The organism is Mycobacterium branderi (assembly GCF_010728725.1).
Taxonomy (GTDB): Bacteria; Actinomycetota; Actinomycetes; order Mycobacteriales; family Mycobacteriaceae; genus Mycobacterium; species Mycobacterium branderi.
Genome location: NZ_AP022606.1, coordinates 4715420 through 4740569, shown reverse-complemented (window position 1 = coordinate 4740569; position 25150 = coordinate 4715420). Strand labels below are relative to the sequence as shown.

24 protein-coding genes and 1 pseudogene are annotated in these 25150 nt (G+C 67.4%); 21 read left to right on the top strand and 4 right to left on the bottom strand.

Going from position 1 to position 25150, the window contains the following annotated elements; translation table 11 throughout:
• Window positions 1-54 precede the first annotated feature (54 nt).
• The 5 genes from rpsO (at window position 55) to G6N47_RS22990 (ending at window position 5825) form a co-directional block, all read left to right on the top strand.
• A complete protein-coding gene (gene rpsO, locus G6N47_RS23010) occupies window positions 55-324 on the top strand; it encodes a 30S ribosomal protein S15 (RefSeq protein ID WP_045383077.1) in 270 nt (89 codons plus the stop codon).
• Window positions 325-337: 13 nt separating this feature from the next.
• The gene (lppU, locus tag G6N47_RS23005; RefSeq protein WP_083132362.1) at window positions 338-844 is read left to right on the top strand and encodes an LppU family putative lipoprotein; all 507 of its coding nucleotides are present in this window, start codon (window positions 338-340) and stop codon (window positions 842-844) included.
• Between the two features lie 359 nt (window positions 845-1203).
• Window positions 1204-3480, top strand: coding sequence for a polyribonucleotide nucleotidyltransferase (locus G6N47_RS23000; RefSeq protein ID WP_083132363.1), 2277 nt, complete (start codon window positions 1204-1206; stop codon window positions 3478-3480).
• Complete coding sequence (locus G6N47_RS22995) at window positions 3458-4804, top strand: M16 family metallopeptidase (protein WP_083132364.1); 1347 nt, start codon at window positions 3458-3460, stop codon at window positions 4802-4804. Before G6N47_RS23000 ends, G6N47_RS22995 begins: the two co-directional genes overlap by 23 nt.
• 4 nt (window positions 4805-4808) lie before the next feature.
• A complete protein-coding gene (locus tag G6N47_RS22990; RefSeq protein ID WP_083132365.1) occupies window positions 4809-5825 on the top strand; it encodes a nitronate monooxygenase in 1017 nt (338 codons plus the stop codon).
• Here the strand turns inward: G6N47_RS22990 and ald are convergent.
• Complete coding sequence (gene ald, locus G6N47_RS22985; RefSeq protein ID WP_083132487.1) at window positions 5814-6932, bottom strand: alanine dehydrogenase; 1119 nt, start codon at window positions 6930-6932, stop codon at window positions 5814-5816. The genes G6N47_RS22990 and ald overlap by 12 nt on opposite strands.
• Window positions 6933-7012: 80 nt before the next feature.
• Here ald and G6N47_RS22980 point away from each other — a divergent pair, with 80 nt between their 5' ends.
• From G6N47_RS22980 to G6N47_RS22965, 4 genes are read left to right on the top strand one after another with little or no spacing between them, the layout of a single operon-like run.
• Window positions 7013-7528, top strand: coding sequence for an HTH-type transcriptional regulator AldR (locus G6N47_RS22980; RefSeq protein ID WP_083132366.1), 516 nt, complete (start codon window positions 7013-7015; stop codon window positions 7526-7528).
• 5 nt (window positions 7529-7533) lie between these two features.
• Entirely contained in the window at window positions 7534-9162 is a 1629-nt protein-coding gene (locus G6N47_RS22975; RefSeq protein WP_083132367.1) for an AMP-binding protein, read from the top strand.
• On the top strand, window positions 9155-9625 hold the full coding sequence (locus G6N47_RS22970) for an SRPBCC family protein (RefSeq protein WP_083132368.1): 471 nt from the start codon (window positions 9155-9157) through the stop codon (window positions 9623-9625). Before G6N47_RS22975 ends, G6N47_RS22970 begins: the two co-directional genes overlap by 8 nt.
• Window positions 9626-9665: 40 nt before the next feature.
• Complete coding sequence (locus G6N47_RS22965) at window positions 9666-9884, top strand: hypothetical protein (protein ID WP_083132369.1); 219 nt, start codon at window positions 9666-9668, stop codon at window positions 9882-9884.
• 252 nt (window positions 9885-10136) lie between these two features.
• Here G6N47_RS22965 and G6N47_RS22960 read toward each other — a convergent pair.
• Window positions 10137-11477, bottom strand: a pseudogene (locus G6N47_RS22960) (HNH endonuclease signature motif containing protein); the annotation flags it as partial.
• Between the two features lie 147 nt (window positions 11478-11624).
• Here G6N47_RS22960 and dapB point away from each other — a divergent pair.
• The 10 genes from dapB to G6N47_RS22910 are packed head-to-tail and all read left to right on the top strand — an operon-like array spanning window position 11625 to window position 22031.
• Window positions 11625-12362: a 4-hydroxy-tetrahydrodipicolinate reductase gene (dapB, locus tag G6N47_RS22955; RefSeq protein ID WP_083132371.1), complete on the top strand. Its 738-nt coding sequence runs from the start codon at window positions 11625-11627 to the stop codon at window positions 12360-12362.
• Window positions 12359-12814, top strand: coding sequence for a tetratricopeptide repeat protein (locus G6N47_RS22950; protein WP_083132372.1), 456 nt, complete (start codon window positions 12359-12361; stop codon window positions 12812-12814). Before dapB ends, G6N47_RS22950 begins: the two co-directional genes overlap by 4 nt.
• Window positions 12811-13266: a flavodoxin family protein gene (locus G6N47_RS22945; protein ID WP_083132373.1), complete on the top strand. Its 456-nt coding sequence runs from the start codon at window positions 12811-12813 to the stop codon at window positions 13264-13266. The genes G6N47_RS22950 and G6N47_RS22945 overlap by 4 nt, the downstream gene beginning before the upstream one ends.
• A 12-nt stretch (window positions 13267-13278) precedes the next feature.
• Window positions 13279-14796, top strand: coding sequence for a class I adenylate-forming enzyme family protein (locus G6N47_RS22940; protein ID WP_083132489.1), 1518 nt, complete (start codon window positions 13279-13281; stop codon window positions 14794-14796).
• Window positions 14793-17993: an acetyl-CoA carboxylase family protein gene (locus G6N47_RS22935; protein WP_163659725.1), complete on the top strand. Its 3201-nt coding sequence runs from the start codon at window positions 14793-14795 to the stop codon at window positions 17991-17993. Before G6N47_RS22940 ends, G6N47_RS22935 begins: the two co-directional genes overlap by 4 nt.
• A 25-nt stretch (window positions 17994-18018) precedes the next feature.
• Complete coding sequence (locus G6N47_RS22930; RefSeq protein WP_179966411.1) at window positions 18019-18690, top strand: TetR/AcrR family transcriptional regulator; 672 nt, start codon at window positions 18019-18021, stop codon at window positions 18688-18690.
• 52 nt (window positions 18691-18742) lie between these two features.
• Window positions 18743-19555, top strand: a complete 813-nt coding sequence (locus G6N47_RS22925) for an SDR family oxidoreductase (protein ID WP_083132375.1) — start codon at window positions 18743-18745, stop codon at window positions 19553-19555.
• Between the two features lie 11 nt (window positions 19556-19566).
• A complete protein-coding gene (locus tag G6N47_RS22920; protein ID WP_083132376.1) occupies window positions 19567-20787 on the top strand; it encodes an acyl-CoA dehydrogenase family protein in 1221 nt (406 codons plus the stop codon).
• A complete protein-coding gene (locus G6N47_RS22915; protein WP_083132377.1) occupies window positions 20784-21548 on the top strand; it encodes an SDR family oxidoreductase in 765 nt (254 codons plus the stop codon). The genes G6N47_RS22920 and G6N47_RS22915 overlap by 4 nt, the downstream gene beginning before the upstream one ends.
• Window positions 21549-21572: 24 nt before the next feature.
• Window positions 21573-22031 carry a DUF3237 domain-containing protein gene (locus tag G6N47_RS22910; RefSeq protein WP_139799546.1) on the top strand — a complete coding sequence of 153 codons (459 nt, stop codon included), beginning with the start codon at window positions 21573-21575 and terminating at the stop codon, window positions 22029-22031.
• A 9-nt stretch (window positions 22032-22040) separates the two neighbouring features.
• Here the strand turns inward: G6N47_RS22910 and G6N47_RS22905 are convergent, their stop codons facing one another.
• Together G6N47_RS22905 and G6N47_RS22900 are read right to left on the bottom strand one after the other, a co-directional pair.
• Window positions 22041-23054, bottom strand: a complete 1014-nt coding sequence (locus G6N47_RS22905; protein ID WP_083132378.1) for a TIGR03617 family F420-dependent LLM class oxidoreductase — start codon at window positions 23052-23054, stop codon at window positions 22041-22043.
• An 11-nt stretch (window positions 23055-23065) separates the two neighbouring features.
• Window positions 23066-23800: a dienelactone hydrolase family protein gene (locus tag G6N47_RS22900; RefSeq protein WP_083132379.1), complete on the bottom strand. Its 735-nt coding sequence runs from the start codon at window positions 23798-23800 to the stop codon at window positions 23066-23068.
• Between the two features lie 41 nt (window positions 23801-23841).
• Here G6N47_RS22900 and G6N47_RS22895 point away from each other — a divergent pair, with 41 nt between their 5' ends.
• Together G6N47_RS22895 and G6N47_RS22890 are read left to right on the top strand one after the other, a co-directional pair.
• Window positions 23842-24642 carry a thymidylate synthase gene (locus G6N47_RS22895; RefSeq protein ID WP_083132380.1) on the top strand — a complete coding sequence of 267 codons (801 nt, stop codon included), beginning with the start codon at window positions 23842-23844 and terminating at the stop codon, window positions 24640-24642.
• Complete coding sequence (locus tag G6N47_RS22890) at window positions 24639-25118, top strand: dihydrofolate reductase (RefSeq protein WP_083132381.1); 480 nt, start codon at window positions 24639-24641, stop codon at window positions 25116-25118. Before G6N47_RS22895 ends, G6N47_RS22890 begins: the two co-directional genes overlap by 4 nt.
• Window positions 25119-25150: the final 32 nt, after the last annotated feature.

Below are 25150 nucleotides of genomic sequence, written 5' to 3'. Positions count from 1 at the left end.
GCGGTGGCCGCTGCCGATATCTGAACCTCGCGGACCGATTGATGGAGATATTTCGTGGCGCTGACAGCCGAGCAGAAAAAAGAAATCCTGGGCCAATACGGCCTGCATGAGACCGACACCGGATCTCCGGAGGCGCAGGTCGCACTGCTGACCAGGCGGATCGCAGACCTGACCGAGCACCTGAAGGTGCACAAGCATGACCACCACTCGCGGCGGGGGTTGCTGCTGTTGGTGGGCCGGCGCCGCCGCCTGCTCAAGTACGTGGCCCAGATCGATGTCGAGCGCTACCGCTCGCTCATCGAGCGACTGGGTCTGCGTCGCTGATTCAGCCGCCGCCATGCACGCGTGGCCCGCGGCAGTCATCACCGCACTCGCCATCATCGGGGGGCTGACGGGCTGTACGGCGTCTGCGGCCAACGCCGCGGACCTCAAGGTCGGTGATTGCCTGCGGCTGGGCGGCACCGCCGACCGGCCGGAGGCAACCAAGGTGGCGTGCGGTAGCCGACTGTCGAACTTCAAGGTCGCGGCCAGGGTCGCCGACCGCGAACAGTGCCCCGCCGACGTGGACTCGTCGTATTCGATGCGCAACACGTTCAGCGACTCCAACAACACCGCCTGCCTGGACATCGACTGGGTGGTCGGCGGCTGCATGAGCGTCGACCCGCAGCACAACGCCGACCCGGTCCGCGTCGACTGCAACGACACATCGGCGCCGCACCGCCAGCGGGCCACCCAGATCCTCCGCGACCTGGGGGAGCCGGTCGGTGTCGACCAGTGCGCAAGCGGCGTGGGCTACGCGTACTCCGAGCGGCGGTTCGCGGTGTGCGTCGAGGACATGGCCTGATTCAGCTTCAGTGGCTCCCGCCGCCGCGACACTTCACTGGCTGCGACGACACGCCGACGCGGCTGGCAATGGTTTAAGTCTCGGCGGGACATCGGGTATCGCCAGGTCGGCGTGTAGAGTGAGGACGTTCTGGGCCAGATCGGTCCGAGCAGGTGCGGTCCGTGCAATCCGCGCGCACCGCTCCAGCGTGTCATGACAGGAGCGCCAGTCTGTATCGGGCGGTCTTCGGTAGTGGCTGCCGGGCTCCCCGCATCGGGGCAGGTCGGCTGCTTCGATCGACGGCCGTAGCCGCATTCGGGCCGGGCCGCTCCGGGTTATTCGTGATGACGCGAAACAGCTGAATACACCCAGAGAGACCCATGTCTGTAGCTGAGATTGAACAAGGCGTGTTCGAGTCGACCGCCATCATCGACAACGGGAGCTTCGGCACCCGCACCATCCGCTTCGAAACCGGCCGGCTGGCCCAGCAAGCCGCCGGTGCCGCCGTCGCCTACCTCGACGACGAGAACATGCTGCTGTCGGCGACCACCGCCAGCAAGAGCCCCAAGGAGCATTTCGACTTCTTCCCGCTGACGGTCGACGTCGAGGAGCGCATGTACGCCGCCGGGCGCATCCCCGGCTCGTTCTTCCGCCGCGAGGGCAGGCCGTCCACCGACGCGATCCTGACCTGCCGGCTCATCGACCGTCCGCTGCGCCCGTCCTTCGTCGACGGCCTGCGCAACGAGATCCAGATCGTGGTGACCATCCTGAGCCTGGACCCCAACGACCTCTACGACGTGCTCGCGATCAACGCCGCGTCGGCCTCCACTCAGCTGGCCGGCCTGCCCTTCTCGGGGCCCGTCGGCGGGGTGCGGGTAGCGCTGATCGACGGCACCTGGGTGGCGTTCCCGACGGTCGAGCAGACCGAGCGGGCGGTGTTCGACATGGTGGTGGCCGGCCGGGTAATCGGCTCCGCCGACGAAAATCCAGACGTCGCGATCATGATGGTCGAGGCCGAGGCCACCGAGAACGTCGTCGAGCTGATCGACGGCGGCGCCCAGGCGCCTACGGAAACTGTTGTGGCGCAAGGCCTCGAGGCCGCCAAGCCGTTCATCGCGAAATTGTGCGCCGCGCAGCAGGAATTGGCCGACGCGGCCGCCAAACCGACCGCCGAGTACCCGGTGTTCCCCGACTACGGCGACGACGTGTACTACTCGGTGTCCTCGGTGGCCACCGACGAGCTGGCCAAGGCGCTCACGATCTCCGGCAAGGCCGAACGCAACAACCGCACCGAGGAGATCAAGGCCGAGGTGCTCGAGCGGCTCGCCGACACCTACGCCGGCCGCGAGAAAGAGGTCGCCGCGGCATTCCGTGCGCTGACCAAAAAGCTGGTGCGCCAACGCATTCTGACCGACCACTTCCGCATCGACGGCCGCGGCATCACCGACATCCGCGCGCTTTCAGCAGAAGTCGCGGTGGTCCCGCGGGCACACGGCAGTGCGCTGTTCGAGCGGGGCGAGACCCAGATCCTGGGCATCACCACGCTGGACATGATGAAGATGGCCCAGCAGATCGACTCGCTGGGGCCCGAAACCAGCAAGCGCTACATGCACCACTACAACTTCCCGCCGTATTCGACCGGTGAGACCGGACGGGTCGGCTCGCCCAAGCGGCGCGAGATCGGGCATGGTGCGCTGGCCGAGCGGGCGCTGGTGCCGGTGCTGCCTAGCGTCGAGGAATTCCCGTACGCGATCCGTCAGGTCTCGGAAGCGTTGGGCTCCAACGGTTCCACGTCGATGGGCTCGGTATGCGCGTCGACGCTGGCGCTGCTCAACGCCGGTGTTCCGCTCAAGGCGCCGGTGGCCGGCATCGCAATGGGCCTGGTGTCCGACGATGTCGAGGTGGACGGTGGCGGCACCGAGCGCCGGTTCGTCACGCTGACCGACATCCTCGGCGCCGAGGATGCCTTCGGCGACATGGACTTCAAGGTCGCCGGCACCAAGGACTTCGTCACCGCGCTGCAGCTGGACACCAAGCTCGACGGGATTCCGTCGCAGGTGCTGGCCGGTGCACTGTCGCAGGCGCGCGACGCCCGGCTGACCATCCTCGAGGTGATGGCCGAGGCCATCGACCGCCCCGACGAGATGAGCCCCTACGCGCCGCGGGTTACCACGATCAAGGTCCCGGTCGACAAGATCGGCGAGGTCATCGGCCCCAAGGGCAAGATCATCAACGCGATCACCGAGGAGACCGGCGCGCAGATCTCCATCGAGGACGACGGCACCGTGTTCGTCGGCGCCACCGACGGCCCGTCGGCGCAGGCCGCGATCGACAAGATCAACGCGATCGCCAACCCGCAGCTGCCCAAGGTCGGCGAGCGGTTCCTCGGAACCGTGGTCAAGACAACCGATTTCGGCGCGTTCGTGTCGCTGCTGCCAGGGCGTGACGGGCTGGTGCACATCTCCAAGCTTGGCAAGGGCAAGCGCATCGCCCAGGTCGAGGACGTCGTCAACGTCGGCGACAAGCTGCGAGTGGAGATCGCCGACATCGACAAGCGCGGCAAGATCTCGCTGATCTTGGTCGCCGACGACGCCGCCTCCGAGGGCTCTGCCGAGTCAGGGGCCGCGCCGGCCGATGCCGCGACCACCGGCAGCTAAGACCGGCGCGTTGCGCCGCGGCAGGACCGGCGCCGAGCCGTCGGCCGCGGTGCGTCGCACCACCTTGCCGGGCGGCCTGCGCGTCGTCACCGAATACCTGCCCGCGGTGCGGTCCGCGTCGGTGGGTGTCTGGGTGGGCGTCGGCTCGCGCGACGAGGGCGCCACCGTGGCCGGCGCCGCGCACTTCCTGGAGCACTTGCTGTTCAAGGCAACTCCGACGCGCACGGCGGTGGACATCGCGCAGGCGGTGGACGCCGTCGGCGGCGAGCTCAACGCGTTCACCGCCAAAGAGCACACCTGCTACTACGCCCATGTGCTCGACAGCGACCTGGAGCTGGCCGTCGACCTGGTCGCCGACGTGGTGCTCAACGGGCGCTGCGCGGCCGAGGACGTGGAGCTGGAACGCGACGTCGTGCTCGAGGAGATCGCGATGCGCGACGACGACCCCGAAGACGCGCTGGCCGACGTGTTCCTGGCGGCGTTGTTCGGTGACCATCCGGTGGGCCGCCCGGTGATCGGCAGCGTCGCATCGGTGTCGGGGATGACGCGCGCCCAGCTGCATTCGTTTCACCTGCGCCGCTACACCCCTGAGCGGATGGTGGTCGCTGTGGCGGGCAACGTCGACCACGACGAGGTGGTGGCTTTGGTCCGCGAACACTTCGGGCCGCGGTTGGTGCGGGGGCGCCGGCCAGTGGCGCCGCGCAAGGGCACCGGACGGGTGAGCGGGCGGCCGCGGCTGGCGGTGGCCAATCGGGACGCCGAGCAGACCCACCTGTCGCTGGGCGTGCGCACGCCCGGCCGGCACTGGAAGCATCGCTGGGCGCTGTCGGTGCTGCACACCGCGCTGGGCGGCGGCTTGAGTTCCCGCTTGTTCCAACAGGTTCGCGAATCGCGCGGGCTGGCCTACTCCGTGTACTCGTCGCTGGACGTCTTCGCCGACAGCGGCGCGCTGTCGGTGTACGCCGCCTGCCTGCCCGAGCGGTTCGACGAGGTGGTGCGCGTGACGTGCGATGTGCTGGAGTCGGTGGCCCGCGACGGCATCACCGAGGCCGAGTGCCGGATCGCCAAGGGGTCGTTGCGCGGCGGGCTGGTGCTCGGGCTGGAGGACTCCAGCTCACGGATGAACCGGATTGGCCGCAGCGAACTGAATTACGGCGAACACCGCAGCATCGAGCAGACGCTGCGCGAGGTCGACCAGGTGAGCGTCGACGAGGTCAACGCGGTGGCCCGGCGACTGCTGACCAAGCCCTACGGTGTGGCTGTTGTCGGTCCGCACCACTCGAAACGATCACTGCCGCAACGGCTTCGGGCGATAGTACAGTAGCTCCATGGTCTTGGGTTTCTGGGATCTCGCGGTGCCGGTGGTCGGGGCGCCGATGGCTGGCGGCCCCGGGACGCCGGAGCTGGCCGCGGCGGTATCGAATGCCGGCGGCATGGGTTTCATCGCCGGCGGCTATGTGAGCCCCGAGAAATTCGCTGACGACATCGAGGCCGCGCGGGCGGCCACCAACGGGCCGATCGGCGCGAACCTGTTTGTGCCGCAACCGAGTGCCGCCGACTACGTCCAGTTGGATCACTACGCCGAGGCGCTCGACGAGCTCGCCGAACACTACGAGGTCGAGGTGGGCCGGCCCCGTTTCGGTGATGATGACGATTGGCAGCGCAAGCTGGAGGTCATCGCCGATGTGCGGCCCGAGGTGGTGTCTTTCACCTTCGGTGCCCCGCCGCCGGACGTCTTGCGCTGGTTCGGTGCACTGGGGATCGTGCTGCTGATTACCGTCACGTCTGCCTACGAAGCGGGCATCGCGGTGGCCGCGGGCGCCGACGGGCTGGTGGTGCAGGGGCCGGGCGCCGGCGGACATCGCGGCACGTTCGCACCCGACATGCCGCCTGGTGAGGAGTCGCTCGTCGACCTGCTGGATCGGATCGGCGCCGCGCATCATGTTCCGCTGATCGCCGCGGGCGGCTTGGGCACCGCCGAGGACGTCGACCGCGTTTTGCGCAGGGGCGCGGTGGCCGCCCAGGTCGGCACGGCGCTGCTGCTGTCCGACGAGGCCGGGACCAACTTCGCGCACCGAACCGCCCTGCAGAACCCGCAGTTCGGCAAGACGACGGTCACCCGGGCGTTCTCCGGACGATATGCGCGCGGTCTGGAGAACGACTTCACCCGGCTGCTCGACGACATCGCACCCCTGGGGTACCCCGAGGTCAACCACATGACGTCGCCGATCCGCAAGGCTGCAGTCGAGGCCGACGACCCGCACGGCACAAACCTCTGGGCCGGAACGGCATTCGCCTCCGCGCGAAGCGGTCCCGCTGCGGAGATCGTGGCCTCACTCGTTTAGCACGCAGGCCGGGTCGGTGAACGGCAAACCCAGGTCCGCGGCCACCCGCTTGGACAGCAGCGCCCCGTCGTACGTCGAAAGCCCTTTGGCCAGTGCGGGATCCGATCGACAGGCCGCTTGCCAGCCGCGGTCGGCCAGCGCAAGCACATACGGCATGGTGGCGTTGGTCAACGCATACGTCGATGTCTTGGGCACCGAGGCGGGCATGTTCGTCACGCAGTAGAACACGGTGTCGTGGACGGCGAAAGTCGGGTCGTCGTGGGTGGTGGGCCGGGAATCCTCGAAACAGCCGCCCTGATCGATCGCGATGTCTACCAGCACTGCTCCCGGCTTCATATGCGCGACAAGCGAATTGGGCACAACCGTGGGCGCTTTGCCACCCGGAACCAGCACCGCCCCGATCACCAGGTCGGCATGCCGGACGGCATCCTCGAGTTCGTAGGCCGACGAGTACCGGGTGTGCACTCGGCCGAGGAATTCGGCGTCCAGGACGCGCAGCTTGTCGACGTTGACGTCGAGCACTGTGACGCTAGCGCCCATTCCGCTGGCGACTCGGGCGGCGTTACGGCCGGCGGTGCCGCCACCGATCACCACGACATTGGCCGGCTCGACGCCGGGCACGCCACCCATCAGCACGCCGCGGCCACCTCGGGTTCGCATCAAGTGGTAGGCGCCGACTTGGGCGGACAGTCGCCCGGCGACCTCGCTCATCGGTGCCAGCAGCGGCAGGGCGCCGTCGGCGGTCTGGACCGTCTCGTAGGCGATCGACGTTGTCCCCGAGGCCAACAGCGCGTCGGTGCAGGATCGGCACGCCGCCAGGTGCAGGAACGTGAACAACGTCTGACCGCGCCGCAGAAGGGGGTACTCGGCCGGGGTGGGCTCCTTGACCTTGAGCAGCAGGTCGGCCTCGGCCCAGACCTGCTCGGCGGTGCTGATCAATTGGGCGCCCGCCGCCTTGAAGTCGCCGTCGCTGATCGCCGAACCCTCGCCGGCGCCCGCCTGGACAAGCACATCGTGGCCGCGGCCGGTGAGCTCGGCGACCCCAGCCGGGGTGATCGCGACACGGAACTCGTTGTTCTTGGTCTCGGTGGGAATGCCGACTCGCATGCTGGCTCCTTCTTCTTCAATTGTGAAGAAAGTTCGGTCGGCCGGCAAACACTACGATGATAATTCTGTAGAGTCGGGGTATGCCGGTGCAGACAACGAATTCGAAGGGCGGGACCGGTACCTCACCGAAGGATGTTCGACCTGCCGATCTCGACGACGTCGATCGCAAGATTTTGGGCCTGCTGCACGCCGACGCGCGCATGACCAACAGCGCCTTGGCGGAGAAGATCGGTCTCGCTGCGTCGACCTGCCACGGTCGGCTGCGGCGGTTGCTGGAGTTGGGCGTGATCCGCGGCTTCTACACCGACGTCGACCCGGTGGCCGTTGGATTGCCTTTGCAGGCAATGATTTCGGTCAGCCTGCAGTCCACCGCCCGCGGCAAGATTCGCGACTTCATTCAGCAGATCCGCCGCAAGCCGCAGGTGATGGACGTCTACTTCCTGGCGGGGCCCGACGACTTCCTTCTGCACGTCGCCGCCCGTGACACCGAGGACCTGCGCGCGTTCGTCGTCGAAAATCTCAACGCCGACGCCGACGTTGCCGGCACGCAGACGTCGTTGATCTTCGAGCATTTGCGCGGGGCGGCACCGGTCTGACGCCGATGAAGTCGTACGACGCCGGCCCGACGGACATGCCGATCCTCGAGGAGACCATCGGGGCGAATTTCGAGCGCGTGGTGGCGGCGAACCCGGACGCGTGGGCGCTAATCGACGTTGCACGACAGCGCCGCTGGACCTATGGCGAGCTCGATGCCGAGGTCGATCTGATCGCCAGGGGGCTGATGGCGCTCGGTGTGCAACGCGGTGCCCGGGTTGGCATTTGGGCGCCGAACTGCGCCGAGTGGACGATCGTGCAGTACGCGACGGCGAAGATCGGTGCCATCCTGGTCAACATCAATCCTGCGTACCGTACCCACGAATTGGCGTACGCGCTCAACCAATCCGGTGTCCGGACGCTGATTTCGGCAACCGCGTTCAAGTCGTCGGATTACGCGCGCATGGTCGACGAGGTGCGGCACGAGTGCGGCAGTGTCAGCGACGTCGTCTTTCTCGACACCGACGACTGGGACGCCCTGCGCGAGCGCGGATCGAACGTCCCCGTCGACCAACTGCGCAGCCGCGGCGCGTCTTTGAGCAACCGCGACCCGATCAACATCCAGTACACGTCGGGAACCACCGGATTTCCCAAGGGCGCGACGCTGTCGCACCGCAACATCCTCAACAACGGCTTTTTCACCACCGAGCTGATCGGCTTGGGGCCTGCCGATCGGCTGTGTATACCGGTGCCGTTCTACCACTGCTTCGGAATGGTGCTGGCCAACCTGGGCTGTACCACGCATGGCGCCACCATGGTGATCCCTGCGCCGGTGTTCGAGGCCGGGGCCACTCTGGCCGCGATCGAGGCCGAACGCTGCACGGGTGTCTACGGCGTGCCGACGATGTTCATCGCGATGCTGGGTCATCCCGATTTCGCCGCGTTCGACCTGTCCTCGCTGCGCACCGGGATCATGGCTGGGTCGGTATGCCCGGTCGAGGTGATGAAACGTTGTGTGGCCGAGATGAATATGACGGAGGTGGCCATCGCCTACGGCATGACGGAGACGTCGCCGGTGTCGTGCCAGACGCTCATTGACGACGACCTCGACCGCCGGACGGCAACGGTCGGCCGGGCGCACCCACATGTGGAGATCAAGGTCGTCGATCCGGATACCGGCGAGGTTGTCGAGCGTGGCCAGCCGGGGGAGTTCTGCGCTCGCGGCTACTCGGCGATGCTGGGCTACTGGCGAAACGAGGCTCAGACGGGGGAGGTGATCGACGACGACGGATGGATGCACAGCGGCGATCTTGCGGTGATGCGAGAAGACGGATACTGCAACGTGGTTGGGGGGCTCAAGGACATGGTGATCCGCGGCGGGGAGAACGTGTACCCGCGCGAGGTCGAGGAATTTCTGCTTACCCATCCCGATATCGACGAGGCGCAAGTGGTTGGCGTGCCCGACGAGCGCTACGGCGAAGAGATCTGCGCGTGGATTCGGATGAAGCCGGGGCGCCGCCCGCTCGACGCCGATGCGGTGCGTGCCTTCGCGACAGGAAAGCTGTCGCACTACAAGATCCCCCGCTACGTGCACGTCGTCGATGAGTTCCCGATGACCGTCACCGGCAAGGTTCGCAAGGTCGACATGCGCGAGGAGAGCATCCGATTGCTGCGCTTATCATCAGCCAATGACTGATGCCTCCGCCACGGCCACAGTGCACATCAACGCGAGTCCCGACGAGGTGTACGAGCTGGTCACGGACCTGCCAACGCTCGCGTCGGTGGCCGAGGAGACCGTTGCCATGCGGTGGCGCAAGGGTGATGTCGCCCGCCCTGGCGCGGTGTTCACCGGCGCCAACCGAAACGGCAGCCAGCGCTGGAGCACAACGTGCACAGTCACCGACGCCGAACCGGGGCGGGTATTCGCCTTCGAGGTGCGCTCGGGCGTGATCCCGGTGGCACGCTGGCAATACGACTTCGTCCCTGCCGACGGCGGATGCCGCGTCACCGAGAGCACCTGGGACCACCGGTGGCGCTGGATTCGCCGGGTCACGCCATTGACTACTGGTGTCCGTGACCGGACCGCCGCCAACGCCGAGCACATCCGCCTCACCTTGCAGCGGTTGAAGGAACGCGCCGAGGCCAACTCGTCGACCTGAATCCACGACGACTACGAAGAATGGCCGTTAACATACCGGTGTGCTCACCGCGATCGAACGGTTACTGAGCTTTCAACTGACCATCATCGAAATCCTTTGCATCGGTGTTGTGTTGGGCGTTCCCTACCTGGCGATGGGCATTGTCTGGACCAGCAACCATGCCGCTCATCTCGATCAGCTGCAGGGCGTGGACCTGATGATGTCGCTACTTTTCTCCATCCTGCTGTGGCCGGCGCTGGGATTGGCCGGGTGTGCCTGATGCTGCTCACCGCCTTGCGTCGGGTGTTGAACTTTCCGGTCAGCATCGGCGCACTCGTCGAAATTGCGCTGCTGACCGCGATTCCCTACCTGCTCGTCGGCGCTGTCGTGTCGGGTGCATACGGCGAGAAACTGCATCAAGTACAGGTCGAGCAGGGCAACGAGGCGTTGCTGACGCTGATGGCGTCCATTGTCTCGTGGCCGGCGCTGTTGTTCTCCCACTCATGCGGGAGCTGATGTTGTGGGGTAGGTAGCGTTCGGGGTGGTGGTAGTTGTTGATGCGCGGTTGGCCGTGGTCGAGCTGCGGCGGGGGGATCCATTGGGTTTGGCCGTTGGCTGATTGTGTTGTGAGCCAGTCGTTTTCGGCGATATCGTTGTCGGGTTTGCAGGCCAAGGTGAGGTTGGTGATGTCGGTGGTGCCGCCGCGGGCCCAGCTTTTCTTGTGGTGAACCTGGGTCCAGTAGCCGGGCACGTCGCAGTTCGGCCGGGTGCAGCCGCGATCTTTCGCGTAGAGCACGATGCGCTGATCTGGTGACGCAATACGTTTGGTGCGGCCCAGATACAGCGGCCGGTTTTGGTGCTCATCGAACACGGCCAGGTAGTGGTAGGCGTGGCTGGCCATGCGGATCAGATCGCGCATCGGTAGCAGCGTGCCGCCGGCGGTGACGGCGTGCCCGGTGCCCGCGGACAGCTCGGCCAAACTGGTGGACACGATCACGGTGACGGGCAGGCCCTTGTGCACGCCGAGCTTGGGGTCACCCAGTTGGCCGCGAACCAGGGCGTTGAGGGCGTCGTGTTGGCGTTGGGCATGCCCGCGAGCGTCGGCGCGGGCCAGTTCTTCGGGCGGCTCGCCAGTGGTGCACGGTTGAGGGTCGTCGGGGTTGCACATGCCCGGAGCGGCGAAGCGGGCGAACCAGGCTTCGAGGTTGGCGCGCAGTTCGGGGGTGGCGGTCAGCTTGGCGATGCTCATGCCGTCGCGGCGTTGCGGGCTCCAGCTAAAGCCGCGTTGGCGGGCGCGGTCCTCGTCGGAGAATTTGCCGTCGGGGTTGATGGTGATGGCGTAGCGGTCGGCGACTTTCGCCAGCTGGTCGGGGCGCAGCTGGGTGGCTTGGTCGGCCAGGAAGACTTCGGCCTCTTCGATGATGGGCGGCGGGGTGTCGGCGGGCAGGTCGCGCATGAAGCTCTGAATCACCCGCAGGTGTTGAGTGTCGAGGTGCCCGTCGCGCCAGACCACCGCAGTGGCCGGCAGTTCGGGTGGCAGGGGTTGGCCGGTCAGCGAGGTGCGCGGGGCCAGTTGTGCGGCGGTGCGCAGCCGGCGGCGGGCTTCGGCGGGGCTGATCCGCAGCCAGTCGGCGACCACTTTGTGTACCGCGCCGCCGATGTCGGCGGGCTCTTCCTGGGTCAAGCTGGTAATGATGTCGTGGCCGGCCACGGCTTCGCGGCGCGCTGCGGTTTCCAGCCGCTCCAGCGCGCGCAGCCGCGCCGCGGGCTCATAGCCGGTGAAGTTGAGTTCGCGGATGTGCGCCACCGCCGCATCCAGCGCATCGAGTGCGGCGACCAGCTCCGCCGCATCGGCCACGCATGTCGAACTCATGTGCGAAACACTATCGACGCCCACCGACAGAATCTGGCCAAGGAGGTAGGCCTGTGGATCAAAGTCGAACTGTGGACAACTCGATCACCGCGAACGAGCGGAGACACGCACGCTCGTAGAGAAGGGGACCACCATTAGGCTGCACCCATGCGGGTTGGAGTGCTGGGGGCAAAGGGCAAAGTCGGGGCGACCATGGTGCAAGCGGTGCAGGCCGCCGACGACCTGACCCTGTCCGCCGAGGTGGACGTCGACGATCCACTGAGCCTGCTGACCGACAGCCAGACCGAGATCGTCATCGACTTCACCCACCCCGACGTCGTGATGGACAACCTGAAGTTCTTGATCGACAACGGGATTCACGCGGTCGTCGGCACCACCGGCTTCACCGACGAACGGCTGCAACAGGTTCGGTCGTGGCTCGCCGCCAAACCTGGCACCGCGGCGATCATCGCGCCCAACTTCGCCATCGGGGCGGTCCTGTGCATGCACTTCGCCAAGCAGGCCGCACCGTTCTACGAGTCGGTGGAAGTGATCGAACTGCACCACCCGCACAAGGCCGACGCGCCGTCGGGAACCGCGGCCCGCACCGCGCAGCTGATCGCCGAGGCCCGAAAAGACTTGCCGCCCAACCCCGATGCCACCAGCACCAGCCTGCCCGGAGCCCGCGGCGCCGACGTGGACGGCGTGCCGGTGCATTCGGTGCGGCTGGCCGGCCTGGTGGCCCATCAGGAAGTGCTGTTCGGCACCGCCGGCGAAACCCTGACCATCCGCCACGACAGCATCGACCGCACTTCGTTTGTACCCGGTGTGCTGCTGGCCGTGCGCCGGGTAGCCGAACGTCCGGGCCTGACTGTCGGAATCGAATCCCTGCTCGACTTGCAATGACCAGCGTGCTACGTCTCCAGCTGCTGATTGCGTTCATGTGCGTGGCGCTGCTGGTGTACCTGGTGCTGCTCGGCCGGACCGCGGTGCTACTGATCGGCTCGGGCTGTGCCGCCGGAATCACCCTGGGTGCTGCGCTGCTGATACTGCCCGTCATCGGGTTGTGGGCGATGGTGGCGACCCTGCGCGCCGGCTTCGCCCACCAGAAGCTCGCCCGGCTGATCGCCGACGACGGAATGGAACTCGACGTCAGCGCGCTGCCGCGGCGACCCTCCGGACGCATCGACAAAGACGCCGCCGACGCGCTGTTCGACACGGTCCGCAACGAATTGCACGACGATCCGGACAACTGGCGGCGCTGGTACCGGCTGGCCCGCGCCTACGACTATGCCGGTGATCGCGGCCGCGCACGGGAAGCCATGAAGAAAGCCGTCGAGCTGCAGGCGCACGAATGACCAAGAAGCTCTTGGTGATTCACCACACCCCGTCGCCCGCCACTCGTGAGCTGCTGGAGGCGGTGCTTGCCGGGGCCAACGACCCGGAAATCACCGGGGTGGACGTCGTGGCGCGACCGGCGCTGGCCGGAACCGTCCCGGACATGCTCGGGGCCGACGGCTACCTGTTCGGCACGACGGCCAACCTCGGTTACATGTCCGGGGCGCTCAAGCACTTCTTCGACACGGTCTACTACCCGGTTCTGGATCACGTGGCGGCCCGCCCCTACGGTCTTTGGGTGCATGGCAACAATGACACCGTGGGTGCGGCAAATGCGGTGGACAAGGTGGCCACGGGGTTGTCGTTGGTCAAAGCCGCCGACGTGCTCGAGGTGGTCGGCGGAATCGATGCCGCGATTCGCGAGCGCGCTTACGAGCTGGGTGGGACGCTGGCTGCGACGCTGATGGAGTGATGTGGCATGACCGTGATCGAGATTCCGCGCAGGCACAACCCGTTCCCGACGACAGGGGTGTCCCGGGACCGCGACGGCGTCCCGCACTACGACGAATTGCCGGCCAACCTGCTGGACATGCTCGCCCAGCACGTCGAGACCCGGCCGGACAGCGAGGCCGTCGTCGAACTGAGCAAAGGCCGGCTGACCTACCGCCAGTTGTGGGATACGGCCGCCCGAGTCGCCGGCGGGTTGAAAGCCGACGGTCTACAACCGGGCGACCGCGTGGCGCTGCGATACCCGGCCGGCCTCAACTGGGTGCTGGCGTTCTGGGGCACCGTGATGGCCGGCGGGGTGGCGGTGCCGGTGAACACCCGGTCCGCTGGGCCGGAGGTCGAGTTCGTCCTGTCCGACGCCGGCGCGCGGGTCGACCTCGCCGCGGACACGCCGCTGCCCGACGGCGAACCCTTTGTGGCACAGGGACTCGACCACACCGACGTGGCGGCGCTGTTCTACACCTCGGGCACCACGGGCCGGCCCAAAGGCGTGCCCACCACTCACGAGGCGTTTCTCACCAACGCCGAAAACATGGTGCGCTGTGTGGGTCTCGAGCGTGACGTGGGCGAAGAGTTCCGCACCCTGATCTCGGTGCCGCTGTTCCACGTGACCGGCTGCAACTCGCAACTGCTCGCCGCCGCGTACGTCGGCGGGGCGTCGGTGATCATGCCGGCACTCGACCTGCCCGGACTGATACAGACATTGCCCGCCGAGCGGATCTCTTCCATGGTGACGGTCCCGGCTGTTTACGCTTTGCTGTTGCGGCACAACGACTTCCAAGATGCCGATGTCTCCGGCGTCCGATGGGTCGGCTATGGGGGCGCGCCGATCGCGCCGTCGTTGGTCAAGGCTGTGAAAAGCGCGTTCCCGCGGGCCGCTGTGTTCAACGGCTACGGGATGACCGAAACCGCTTCGCTGATGACGACATTGCCCGATAACGACGCCGTCGAGCACGCCGACTCGGTCGGTTACGCTGTGCCCTCGGTGGATTTGGGTGTAGTCCCGTACGGCGAGGACCCGGCCGTGGGGGAGTTGGTGACTCGTGGCGCCAACGTGACAGCGGGCTACTGGAATCGGCCGGAGGCCACCGCCGCCACCATCGTCGACGGCTGGCTGCACACCGGCGACGTGGTTCGGGTCGACGACGCCGGCCGGGTGCACATCGTCGACCGGCTCAAGGACATCATCAACCGCGGCGGTGAAAACGTCTCCAGCGTCGAGGTCGAGGCCGTGCTGCTCTCGGCGCCCGGTGTCGCCGACGCGTGCGTGCTGGCGGTGCCCGACGAGGTCATGGGCGAGAAGGTCGGCGCCGTGCTCTATGGCGAGCACGTGGATGTCGAGACGGTGATCGACCATTGCCGAGGACAACTGGCCGACTTCAAGGTTCCCCAATACGTCACCGTGGTTGACGAACCGCTGCCACGCAACCCCGGCGGCAAACTGCTCAAAGGCCAGCTGCGCGAACAGGTGCAGTGGGGCCCGGCGCTGCGATGACCCTGCTGGTCGCCAACCGCGGCGAGATCGCGCTGCGGATCATCCGCACCGCAACCGAATTGGACATTGGCACCGTCGCGGTGTACGCCGAAGACGACGCCGACAGCCCGCATGTGCATGCCGCCGATGAGGCGATCGGCTTGCCCGGCACCGGCCCCGCCGCCTATCTGGATCAGGCCGCGATACTGGCTGCGGCCAAGCAGTCCGGCGCCGAGCTGATTCATCCCGGCTACGGGTTCCTTTCTGAGAACGCCGAATTCGCGCGGGCCTGCGCCGTGGCGGGGCATACATTCGTCGGGCCGGACGCCGACGCACTGGAGCTGTTCGGCAACAAGTCCGCCGCACGCCGGGCCGCAGCCGAGGCTGGCATTCCGGTGCTGGCGGCCACCGACGGCCCCAGCAGCGTCGAGGAGATCCGGGAATTCGCGGCGGGACAACCGCAGGGCATCGTGATCAAGGCGCTGGCCGGCGGCGGCGGGCGGGGCATGCGTACAGTCCGCGACGCCGGCCAGATCGACGATGCATACCGCCGATGCGCCGCCGAGGCCCAACTCGGCTTCGGCGACTCTGCGGTGTTCTCTGCGGTGTTCGCCGAGGCGTTGTTCGACAACGCCCGGCACATCGAGGTACAGATCGTCGCGACACCGGAACGTGCCCTCGCGCTCGGCGACCGGGACTGCAGCATCCAGCGGCGCTACCAGAAGCTCGTCGAAATAGCGCCGGCGCAAGGGATTTCAACGGCGCTACGCCGCGACTTACACCGGGCTGCGGCGGTCCTGTGTGCCCGGGTCGGCTACCGCGGGCTGGCCACGGTCGAATTTCTCGTCGCCAATGAACAATTCGCCTTCCTCGAGGTGAATCCGCGAATCCAGGTGGAGCACACCGTGACCGAGGAGGTCACCGGGATCGACCTGGTGGCCGTGCAGCTGGGAATCGCTCGCGGCGCGTCGTTCCGCCAGCTTCGGCTGCCCGCGGGGATTGTCGCCGACGGCACGGAGGTCACTGGTGCGCCCGCGGCGGTACGCGGCATCGCGATCCAGACCCGGGTCAACATGGAGACCATCGCCGTCGACGGGTCGGTCGTGCCCTCGGCGGGCACCCTCACGGTGTTCTCGCCGCCGAGCGGCCCCGGGGTGCGCGTCGACACGTACGGGCGACCGGGGTTGACGCCAAGCACGCGCTACGACTCGCTGTTGGCGAAGGTGATCACCCACGTGCGTGGGTCGTCGTTTCCCGCGGCGGTGCGCAAGGCGCGCACGGCGCTGGAGGAGTTCGGCATCGAGGGGATCCGCACCAACATCGGGTTCCTGCGAGAGGTGTTGTCGCACAGCGACGTTGAGACGGGCGTGGTGACGACGGGGTTCGTCGACGAGAACATGACCGCCCTGGTCGGCGCCGCGGTGTCGCACCAGTCCGAAGTCAGGGTCGCACCGCTCGAGCTGTACCCGGGCGAGGAAGTCCTGCGCGCGCAACTTGCCGGCACCGTCGTCGAGACGGCGCCGGAGGGCGCCGAGCTCAACGCGGGCCGGCAGGTCGTCGTGCTCGAAGCCATGAAGATGCAGCATGTCCTGGCGGCACCGGATGCGTTGCGCACCGTGCGAAACCTGGTGACGCCGGGGCAGGTCGTCGGAACTGGCGACCCGCTGGTGGTGTTCACCCGCACCAGCGCCGGTGCCACCGGCGAGGCCGCCGCCGAACTCGATCTCGACCGCAGCCGCGCCGACCTCGACGAGGTCCGTCACCGCCGCTTACTCACCCTCGACGAGGGTCGGCCGGCCGCTGTCGCCAAGCGGCACAAGCAGAATCGCCGCACCGCCCGGGAGAACATCGCCGATCTGGTAGACCCCGGTAGTTTCGTCGAGTACGGCGCTTTGGCCGTCGCCGCGCAGCGCAGCCGGCGCTCCGAAGAGGACCTGATCGCCAACACGCCGGCCGACGGGCTGGTCGCCGGGCTGGCGAGAATCAACGGAGCCGATGCCGTCGTGGTGTCATACGACTACACGGTGCTCGCCGGCACGCAGGGCATGCGCAATCACGCGAAAACCGACCGCGTCTTCGATCTGGCCGCACGCAAACGTATTCCGCTGGTGCTGTTCGCCGAGGGCGGCGGCGGACGGCCCGGCGACACCGATGTCGGCGGGATGGCCGGCCTGGACGTGCCGACGTTCCGCGCGCTGGGCGCGCTGAGCGGCCGGGTGCCGCTGGTGTCGATCGTCTCCGGGCGTTGTTTCGCCGGGAACGCCGCGCTGGCCGGGACGTGCGACGTGATCATCGCGACGCCGGACGCCAACATCGGCATGGGTGGGCCGGCGATGATCGAGGGCGGCGGGCTCGGGGTTTACCGGCCCGAGGACATCGGGCCGATCGACGTGCAGCGGCGCAACGGGGTGGTCGGCCTGGTCGCGCGCGACGAGGCGCACGCCGTGTCGCTGGCCAAGCAGTACCTGTCCTACTTCCAGGGCAACATCGACGACTGGGAGGCGCCCGATCCGCGACTGGCCCGGCAGGTGGTGCCGGAGAACCGGTTACGGGCCTACGACGTGCACCGCGCCATCGAAGCGATTGTCGACGTCGGCTCGGTGCTTCAGCTGCGCCCCGACTACGGCGTCGGCGTGGTCACCGCGCTGGTCCGCGTCGAGGGGCGGCCGTACGGGTTGCTGGCCAACAGCAGCCATCATCTCGGCGGAGCGATCGACGCCGAGGCGGCAGACAAGATCGCCGACTTTCTGATCTTGTGCGAGTCCTTTGGGCTGCCCATGATCTCGCTGTGCGACACCCCGGGATTCATGGTCGGGCCGGACGCCGAAGTCGATGGTGCCGTTCGGCGGATGAGCCGGTTGTTCGTGCACGGCGCACGCCTGACGGTGCCGTTCGGAATGATCATCCTGCGCAAGGGTTATGGGCTGGGCGCAATGGCGATGGCCGGCGGCTCTTTCCATGCCCCGGAGTTCACCGTGGCCTGGCCGACGGGTGAGATCGGCGGCATGGGCCTGGAAGGTGCTGTGCGGCTGGGGTTTTCCAAGGAACTGGCCGCGGAGACGGATCCCGTCGAGCGGCAGAAGCTGTTCGACAAGCTGGTGGAGGCCGCGTACCAGCACGGCAAGGCGCTGACCTCGGCCACCACGTTCGAGCTCGACGATGTGATCGACCCCGCCGACTCGAGAGCCTGGATCAGACGGCTGACTCATCGAACTTGAGGTCGGATTCAACTACACTGGCGACGTGGCAGACACCCACGACAGCGCGCCGTCGCTGGCGCCGCCCGCCTTGCTGCGCCGGGCGCCGGCAACCGTGCGCGGCGCGCGGACCCGGGCAGCGCTCGTCGCCGCCGCGCGCAAGGTGTTCGAGCGGGACGGCTACCTCGACGCCAAGCTGAGCGACATCACCAAGGCGGCGGGGTGCGCGACCGGCTCCTTCTACACGTACTTCGCCGGCAAGGAGGAGATCTTCGCCGCCGTCCTCGAGGAAGCGCAGCGCGACATGATGCACCCGGGCATGGGCCGCGTCGCCGACACCGACGACCCATATGCGGTGCTCGAGGCCAGCAACCGGGCCTACCTGGAGGCTTACCGGCGCAATGCCAGGTTGATGGGCCTGCTGGAACAGGTCGCGCAGGTCGACCCCGAGTTCCGGAAATTCCGCAAGCGCCGCGCCGACGCGTTCATCGAGCGCAACGCGCGCGGGATCGCCGAGCTGCAGGCGCGCGGGCTCGCCGACCCGGACGTCGATCCGATGCTGGCCTCGCGGGCGCTGTCGGGCATGGTCAGCCGGCTTGCTTACAGCGTCTTCGCGCTGGGTGAGGACGACGGCGAGCCGGCCGACTTCGAGGCGCTGGTGTCCACACTGACCCGGCTGTGGGCCAACGCCCTGCGCTTCCCCGAAAACCAGAATTGAACTTGAGGCCGGATTCAACTATAAAGGTGGCAATCACGATGAGGATTCGCTTGTGAAGGTTGCTCAGAAGGTTGCCGTCGTCACCGGCGGTGGCGGCGGCATCGGCAGCGCGCTGGCCGCCAAGCTCACCGACAAGGGCGCCCGGGTCGTGGTCGCCGACCTGGACGCGGGCGCCGCCCAGGCGGTGGCGAACGCCATCAACGCCCAGCGGCCCGGCACAGCTGTCAGCACGGGCGCGGACGTTTCCGACACCGCGCAAATCCGGCAGCTGATCGAACTTGCCGAGCGCGAATTCGGGCCTGTGGACCTGTATTTCGCCAACGCTGGCATTACCGGTGCCGCGGGGCTCGACGTCAGCGAGACCGACTGGGAACGCTCGATCGACGTCAACCTGCGCGCGCACATCCGCGCCGCCCAATTGCTGGTGCCCGGCTGGGTCGAGCGCGGCGAAGGCTATTTCGTGTCCACCGCGTCGGCGGCCGGGCTGCTCACCCAACTCGGCTCGGCGACCTACTCCGTCACCAAGCATGCGGCCGTCGGCTTCGCCGAATGGCTGAACATCACCTACGGCGACCAGGGCGTGCGGGTCAGCTGCCTGTGCCCGATGGGAGTCAACACCAAGCTGCTGTACTCCGGGGAACAATCCGGTGACCCGCTGGGCGACCTCGCCACCCGCGCCGTCACCACCGCCGGCGCAGTGCTGGAACCCGACGCGGTCGCCGGCATCGTCCTGGAGGCCGTCGACGACGAGCGGTTCCTGATCCTTCCGCACCCGGAAGTGCTGGAGATGTACCGCCACAAAGCAACCGATTACGACCGTTGGCTGCGCGGCATGCGCCGCTACCAGCGCAGCCTGCTGAGTTGACAGGAGCCGCGATGTCGCTGTTCGAAATGTCCGACAGGGCAAAGAAATACCAGGCCGATCTGCTGGACTTCATGGACTCCCATGTCTACCCGGCCGAAGCCGTCTACGACGAACAGATGCGGGCGTCCGGCGACCCGCACTTCCAGCCGCCGATCATGGAAGAGCTCAAGGCCGAGGCCCGCAAACGCGGACTGTGGAACCTATTCCACCCGCATCCCGAGTGGGGACCCGGGCTGACCAACCTCGAGTACGCGCCGCTCGCGGAGATCATGGGCCGCAGCCACCTCGCTCCCGAGGCGTGCAACTGCAGCGCACCCGACACCGGAAACATGGAGGTGCTCACCCTCTTCGGCAGCGACGAACACAAGGAGAAATACCTCAAGCCGCTGCTCGACGGCACCATCCGCTCGGCGTTCGCGATGACCGAGCCGCAGGTCGCCAGCTCCGATGCCACCAACGTCCAGCTGTCGATGGTGCGCAACGGTGACGACTACATCCTCAACGGCCGGAAGTGGTTCGCCTCCAACGCCTTACACAAAAACTGCAAGGTGATGATCGTGATGGGCAAGACCGACCCGACGGCCGCCCCGCACCGGCAGCAGTCGATGATGGTGGTGCCGATCGACGCCCCCGGCGTCACCGTGATGCGCGGTCTGCCGGTGTTCGGCTACCAGGACCGCGAAGGCCACGCCGAGATCGACTTCAAAGACGTTCGGGTGCCGGCCAAAGACGTGCTCAAGGGTGAGGGCGAGGGCTTCGCGATCAGCCAGGCCCGCCTCGGCCCCGGCCGGATCCACCATTGCATGCGCGCGATCGGCATGGCCGAGCGCGCGCTCGAATTGCTGTGCACGCGTGCGCAATCCCGGGCCACCTTCGGCAAACCGATCAGCGAAAACGCCAACATTCAAGACTGGATCGCCGAATCCCGCATCGAGATCGAGATGATCCGGCTGCTCACCCTCAAAGCGGCCTACCTGATGGACACCGTCGGCAACAAACAGGCGCAAACCGAGATCGCGGCCATCAAGGTCGCCGCCCCGCAGGTCGCGCTGAAGGTCGTCGACCGCGCAATCCAGGTGCACGGCGGCGGCGGTGTCACAGACGACTTTCCGCTGGCCATGGCGTGGGCGCACCTGCGCACGCTACGTTTGGCCGACGGACCCGACGAGGTGCACAAGCGGGCGATCGCCCGCCGCGAGCTTCGCAAGTACCAGGAGGCAAGCCAACGATGACGTCACCAGATTTGAAGGGCCGCACCGCGATCGTCACCGGCGCCTCGCGAGGAATCGGGCTGGCGATAGCGCAGCGGTTGGCCGACGACGGCGCGAACGTCGTGCTCACGTCGCGCAAACAGGACAGCGCGGACGCGGCCGCCGCCCAGGTCAGCGGCAACGCGCTCGGCGTGGCCGCGCACGCCGTCGACGAGGACGCCGCCCAGCGCTGCGTCGACCTCACCCTCGAGCGCTTCGGCAGCGTCGACATCCTGGTCAACAACGCGGGAACCAACCCGGCATTCGGCCCGCTGATCGAGCAGGACCACGCCCGGTTCGCCAAGGTCTTCGACGTCAACCTGTGGGCGCCGCTGCTGTGGACGTCGCTGGCTGTCAAGGCGTGGATGGGCGAGCACGGCGGCGCGGTGGTCAACACCGCGTCCATCGGCGGCCTGCATTTCTCGCCGTACATGGGCATGTACAACGCGACCAAAGCGGCGCTGATCCACGTCACCAAGCAACTGGCCCTGGAACTTTCGCCGCGGGTGCGGGTCAACGCGATCTGCCCGGGAGTGGTGCGCACCCGGCTCGCCGAGGCGCTGTGGAAAGACAACGAGGATCCGCTGGCGGCGACGACGCCGCTGGGCCGCATCGGCGAGCCGGCCGATGTGGCCGGGGCGGTGGCGTTCCTGGTGTCGGATGACGCGAGCTGGATCACCGGCGAGGCCATGGTGATCGACGGCGGCCAGGTGCTGGGCAACGCGCAGCCGTTCCGCGGCTGACGCCGCCACCCGACAGGAGGCCCGATGACTCTGCAACTGGCGCATGAGTTTTCGTTCTGGGCGGCACTCAAGCCGGCCGTCGACTTTGGTGCCGGACCGCTGGGCCGTCGCACCTACTTCGAGGTGACGGACGGCGCAGCCACGGGTAAACGGTTCAACGCCACCGCATTTGGTGGCGGCGGCGACTGGATTCTGGTCGGGCCGGACAACTACGCGCGCCTCGACGTGCGGCTGCAGCTCAAGACCGACGACGGGGCGCTGGTGTACGTCCAGTACTTCGGGCTGCTCGAGCTCAACGCAAAAGTCGCCGAGGTAATGGCCAGCGGCGGCGGCACGTCCTACGAGGACCAGTACTTCCGCACGGCGCCGCGACTGGAAACCGGCGACGAGCGCTACGCGTGGGTCAACCAGAGTCTGTTCGTCGCCCGCGGTCATTTGCTCGACGGCCCGAAGGTCGAATACGAGGTGTACCGCGTGCTGTGAGCGGCGCCGTCACCATTGCAGCCGGCGGGCCACCTCGCCATAGCGCTCGATGCGCTCCTGATTGCCCAGTGCGTTGTACAGCACCAGCCTGGTGGCGATCCCGGCGTACTTCTTGGTGAGCGCGTCGGCCAGCCCATCCCAGCTCGACTCGGTGGCGAAGGCGGCGAGGTGCTCGTCGGTGATCTGGGCCGCCATTCCGGCGAAGTCGCCGGCCTTCTGCCTTTCCCGGATCCGCGCGGTGGTGCCCTCGAACCCCGCCTCGTCCCAGATGAACGCGTAATTGGGGGTGCTCCCATAGAAAGCCAGGCCGGCTCGCACGGTTTCTCTTTCCTTGGCCCGCTCCTCGTCGCTGTCGCCGACGATCGTCATCTCCGGCACGATCACCGCGATGTCGGACACGTCGCGCCCGGCTTTCGCCGCCCCCTCGGCGATGTTCGGCAGCGCGTGCCGGGTCAGATAACCGGGCTCGGCGATCGGATGGATGTGCACGCCGTCGGCCACCTCGCCCGCCATCCGCAGCATCCACGGATTCACCGCCGCGATATCCACTTTCGGGTCGGGGGCGTCGATGGGGCCCGGACTCCATTGCGGAGTGATGAAGTCGAGGTCGTAGAACTCGCCGTGGTGCGCAAGGTGCCCGGTGCGAAACGCCGCGAAGCACGCCTTCACCGCCAGCACGTAGTCGCGCAGCCGCGGGCCCGGCCGCTCGAACGCCGCGCCGTAGCGCCGCTCGATGTGACGGCGCACCTGAGTGCCGAGCCCCAGCCGGAACTTCCCGCCGGTGGCCTGCTGAAGTTCCCACGCCGTGGTGGCCGTGACGAAGGGGCTGCGCGGGAACGCCACCGCGACACCGGTGGACAACTCGAGGCCGGGCGCGGCCTGCGAGGCCACCGCCGCGTTGAGGTAGGCCGTGCGACCGGTCTCGGTGAACAACAGCCCGGAGAACCCCGCGGACTGGGTGCGCCGGGCCAGCTCACCGATCCGGCCCAGCGGCGCGGGCGTCGTCATCGCGTCGACGTGCATGGCCGCGGCGACTAGAGCTTGGCCCCGAAGAACTCCCGCATCGCCGTCCAGTGCCGCTCGGCGGCGTCGGCGTCGTAGGGCGGGTTGTCCGGCACGGCGAAACCATGCTCGGCGGGATAGGTCTCGATGGTGTGCTCGACTCCGGCCGCGGTCAGCGCCTTGTCGAGCTGCTCGGCGTGCTCCGCGGTGAACGAGCCGTCGTTCTGCGCGCCGGCGACGTAGATGGCGGCCTGGATCTTGTCGGCCAGCAGATGCGGGCTGTCGGCGCTGTCGGTGACCAGCCCGCCGCCGTGGAAGGACGCGGCCGCTGCGACCCGCCCCGGCTGCCGACCGGCGACCACCACCGAGGTCCGCCCGCCCATGCAGTAGCCGCACACCCCGAACCGCTCACCCTTGACCTCCGGCCGGTCGGCCAGGTAGTCGAAGAACGCCTCGGCGTCGATCGCCATCTTGAGCGGCGTGACGGTGCCGATCATCGAGAACAGCCGCTGACGTTCCTTCGGGTCGCTGAACGCGGTCGACATGTCGAACGGCTGCCAGTCTCCGGAGCGGTAGTACACGTCGGGCAGCAGCACGGCGTAACCGAAACCGGCCAGCTTGGCGGCCATCTCGTAGAAGGTGTCCCGCACCCCGCCGGCGTCGGGGTACATGACGACGCCCGGCCAGGGGCCCTCCCCGTCGGGGGTATACAGGCGGACCGTGCAGTCGCCGTCGGCAGTGGTGACGGTGTCGGTGATGTTCGGCATGGCTACCGTTTTACTCCGCGGCCCTCGGTAGGCTGAAGGGCGTGCCGATCGCCACACCGTACGAGGATCTGCTGCGCCTGGTACTCGAGCGGGGAACACCCAAATCCGACCGCACCGGCACCGGAACCCGCAGCCTGTTCGGCCACCAGATGCGTTACGACCTCTCGGCCGGCTTCCCGCTGATCACCACCAAAAAGGTGCACTACAAATCGGTGATCTACGAACTGCTGTGGTTTTTGCGCGGCGACTCCAACATCGGCTGGCTGCACGAGCACGGCGTCACGATCTGGGACGAATGGGCTTCTGCCACAGGCGATCTCGGCCCAATCTACGGTGTGCAGTGGCGATCTTGGCCGACACCGTCGGGCGAGCACGTCGACCAGATCGCTGCCGCGCTGGAGCTGCTGCGCACCGATCCGGACTCGCGGCGCATCATCGTGTCGGCCTGGAACGTCGGCGACATCCCGCAGATGGCGCTGCCGCCATGTCATTTGCTCTTCCAGTTCTATGTGGCCGACGGAAAGCTGAGCTGCCAGCTCTACCAGCGCAGCGCCGACCTTTTCCTCGGGGTGCCGTTCAACATCGCCAGCTATGCGCTGCTGACCCACATGATGGCCGCGCAGGCCGGCCTCGGGGTGGGCGAGTTCATCTGGACCGGCGGGGACTGCCACATCTACGACAACCACGTCGCGCAGGTGAGGCAGCAATTGAGCCGCGACCCGCGGCCGTATCCGGAACTTGTTCTGGCGCCGAGGGCTTCGATATTCGACTACACCTACGACGACATCGCCATCGTGAACTACGACCCCCACCCGGCGATCAAGGCCCCCGTCGCCGTATGACGGTGAACCTGATCTGGGCCCAGTCGACGTCGGGGATCATCGGCCGGGCCGGGGCCATTCCGTGGCGGCTCCCCGAAGATCAGGTCCGCTTCAAGGAACTCACCATGGGCCACACCGTGGTGATGGGCCGGCTGACCTGGGAGTCGCTGCCTGCCCGGTTCCGCCCGCTGCCTGGCCGCAGAAACGTCGTGCTGACCCGCCAGCCCGGTTATGCGGCCGAAGGCGCGCAGGTCGTCGGCGCCATCGAGCAAGCGCTCACCGAGCCGGAGACGTGGGTGATCGGCGGCGAGCAGGTCTATGCGCTCGCGATGCCGTGGGCCACCCGCTGCGAAGTCACCGAGGTCGAGATCGACCTACCCCGCGACGACGGCGACGTGCTGGCTCCGGTTCTCGACGAAACCTGGACCGGTACGACGGGGGAGTGGCTGACCAGCAGCACCGGATTGCGTTACCGGCTACACAGTTATCGGCGTTGATAGCAACTGCGGTTCACGCGTGACATACTCGG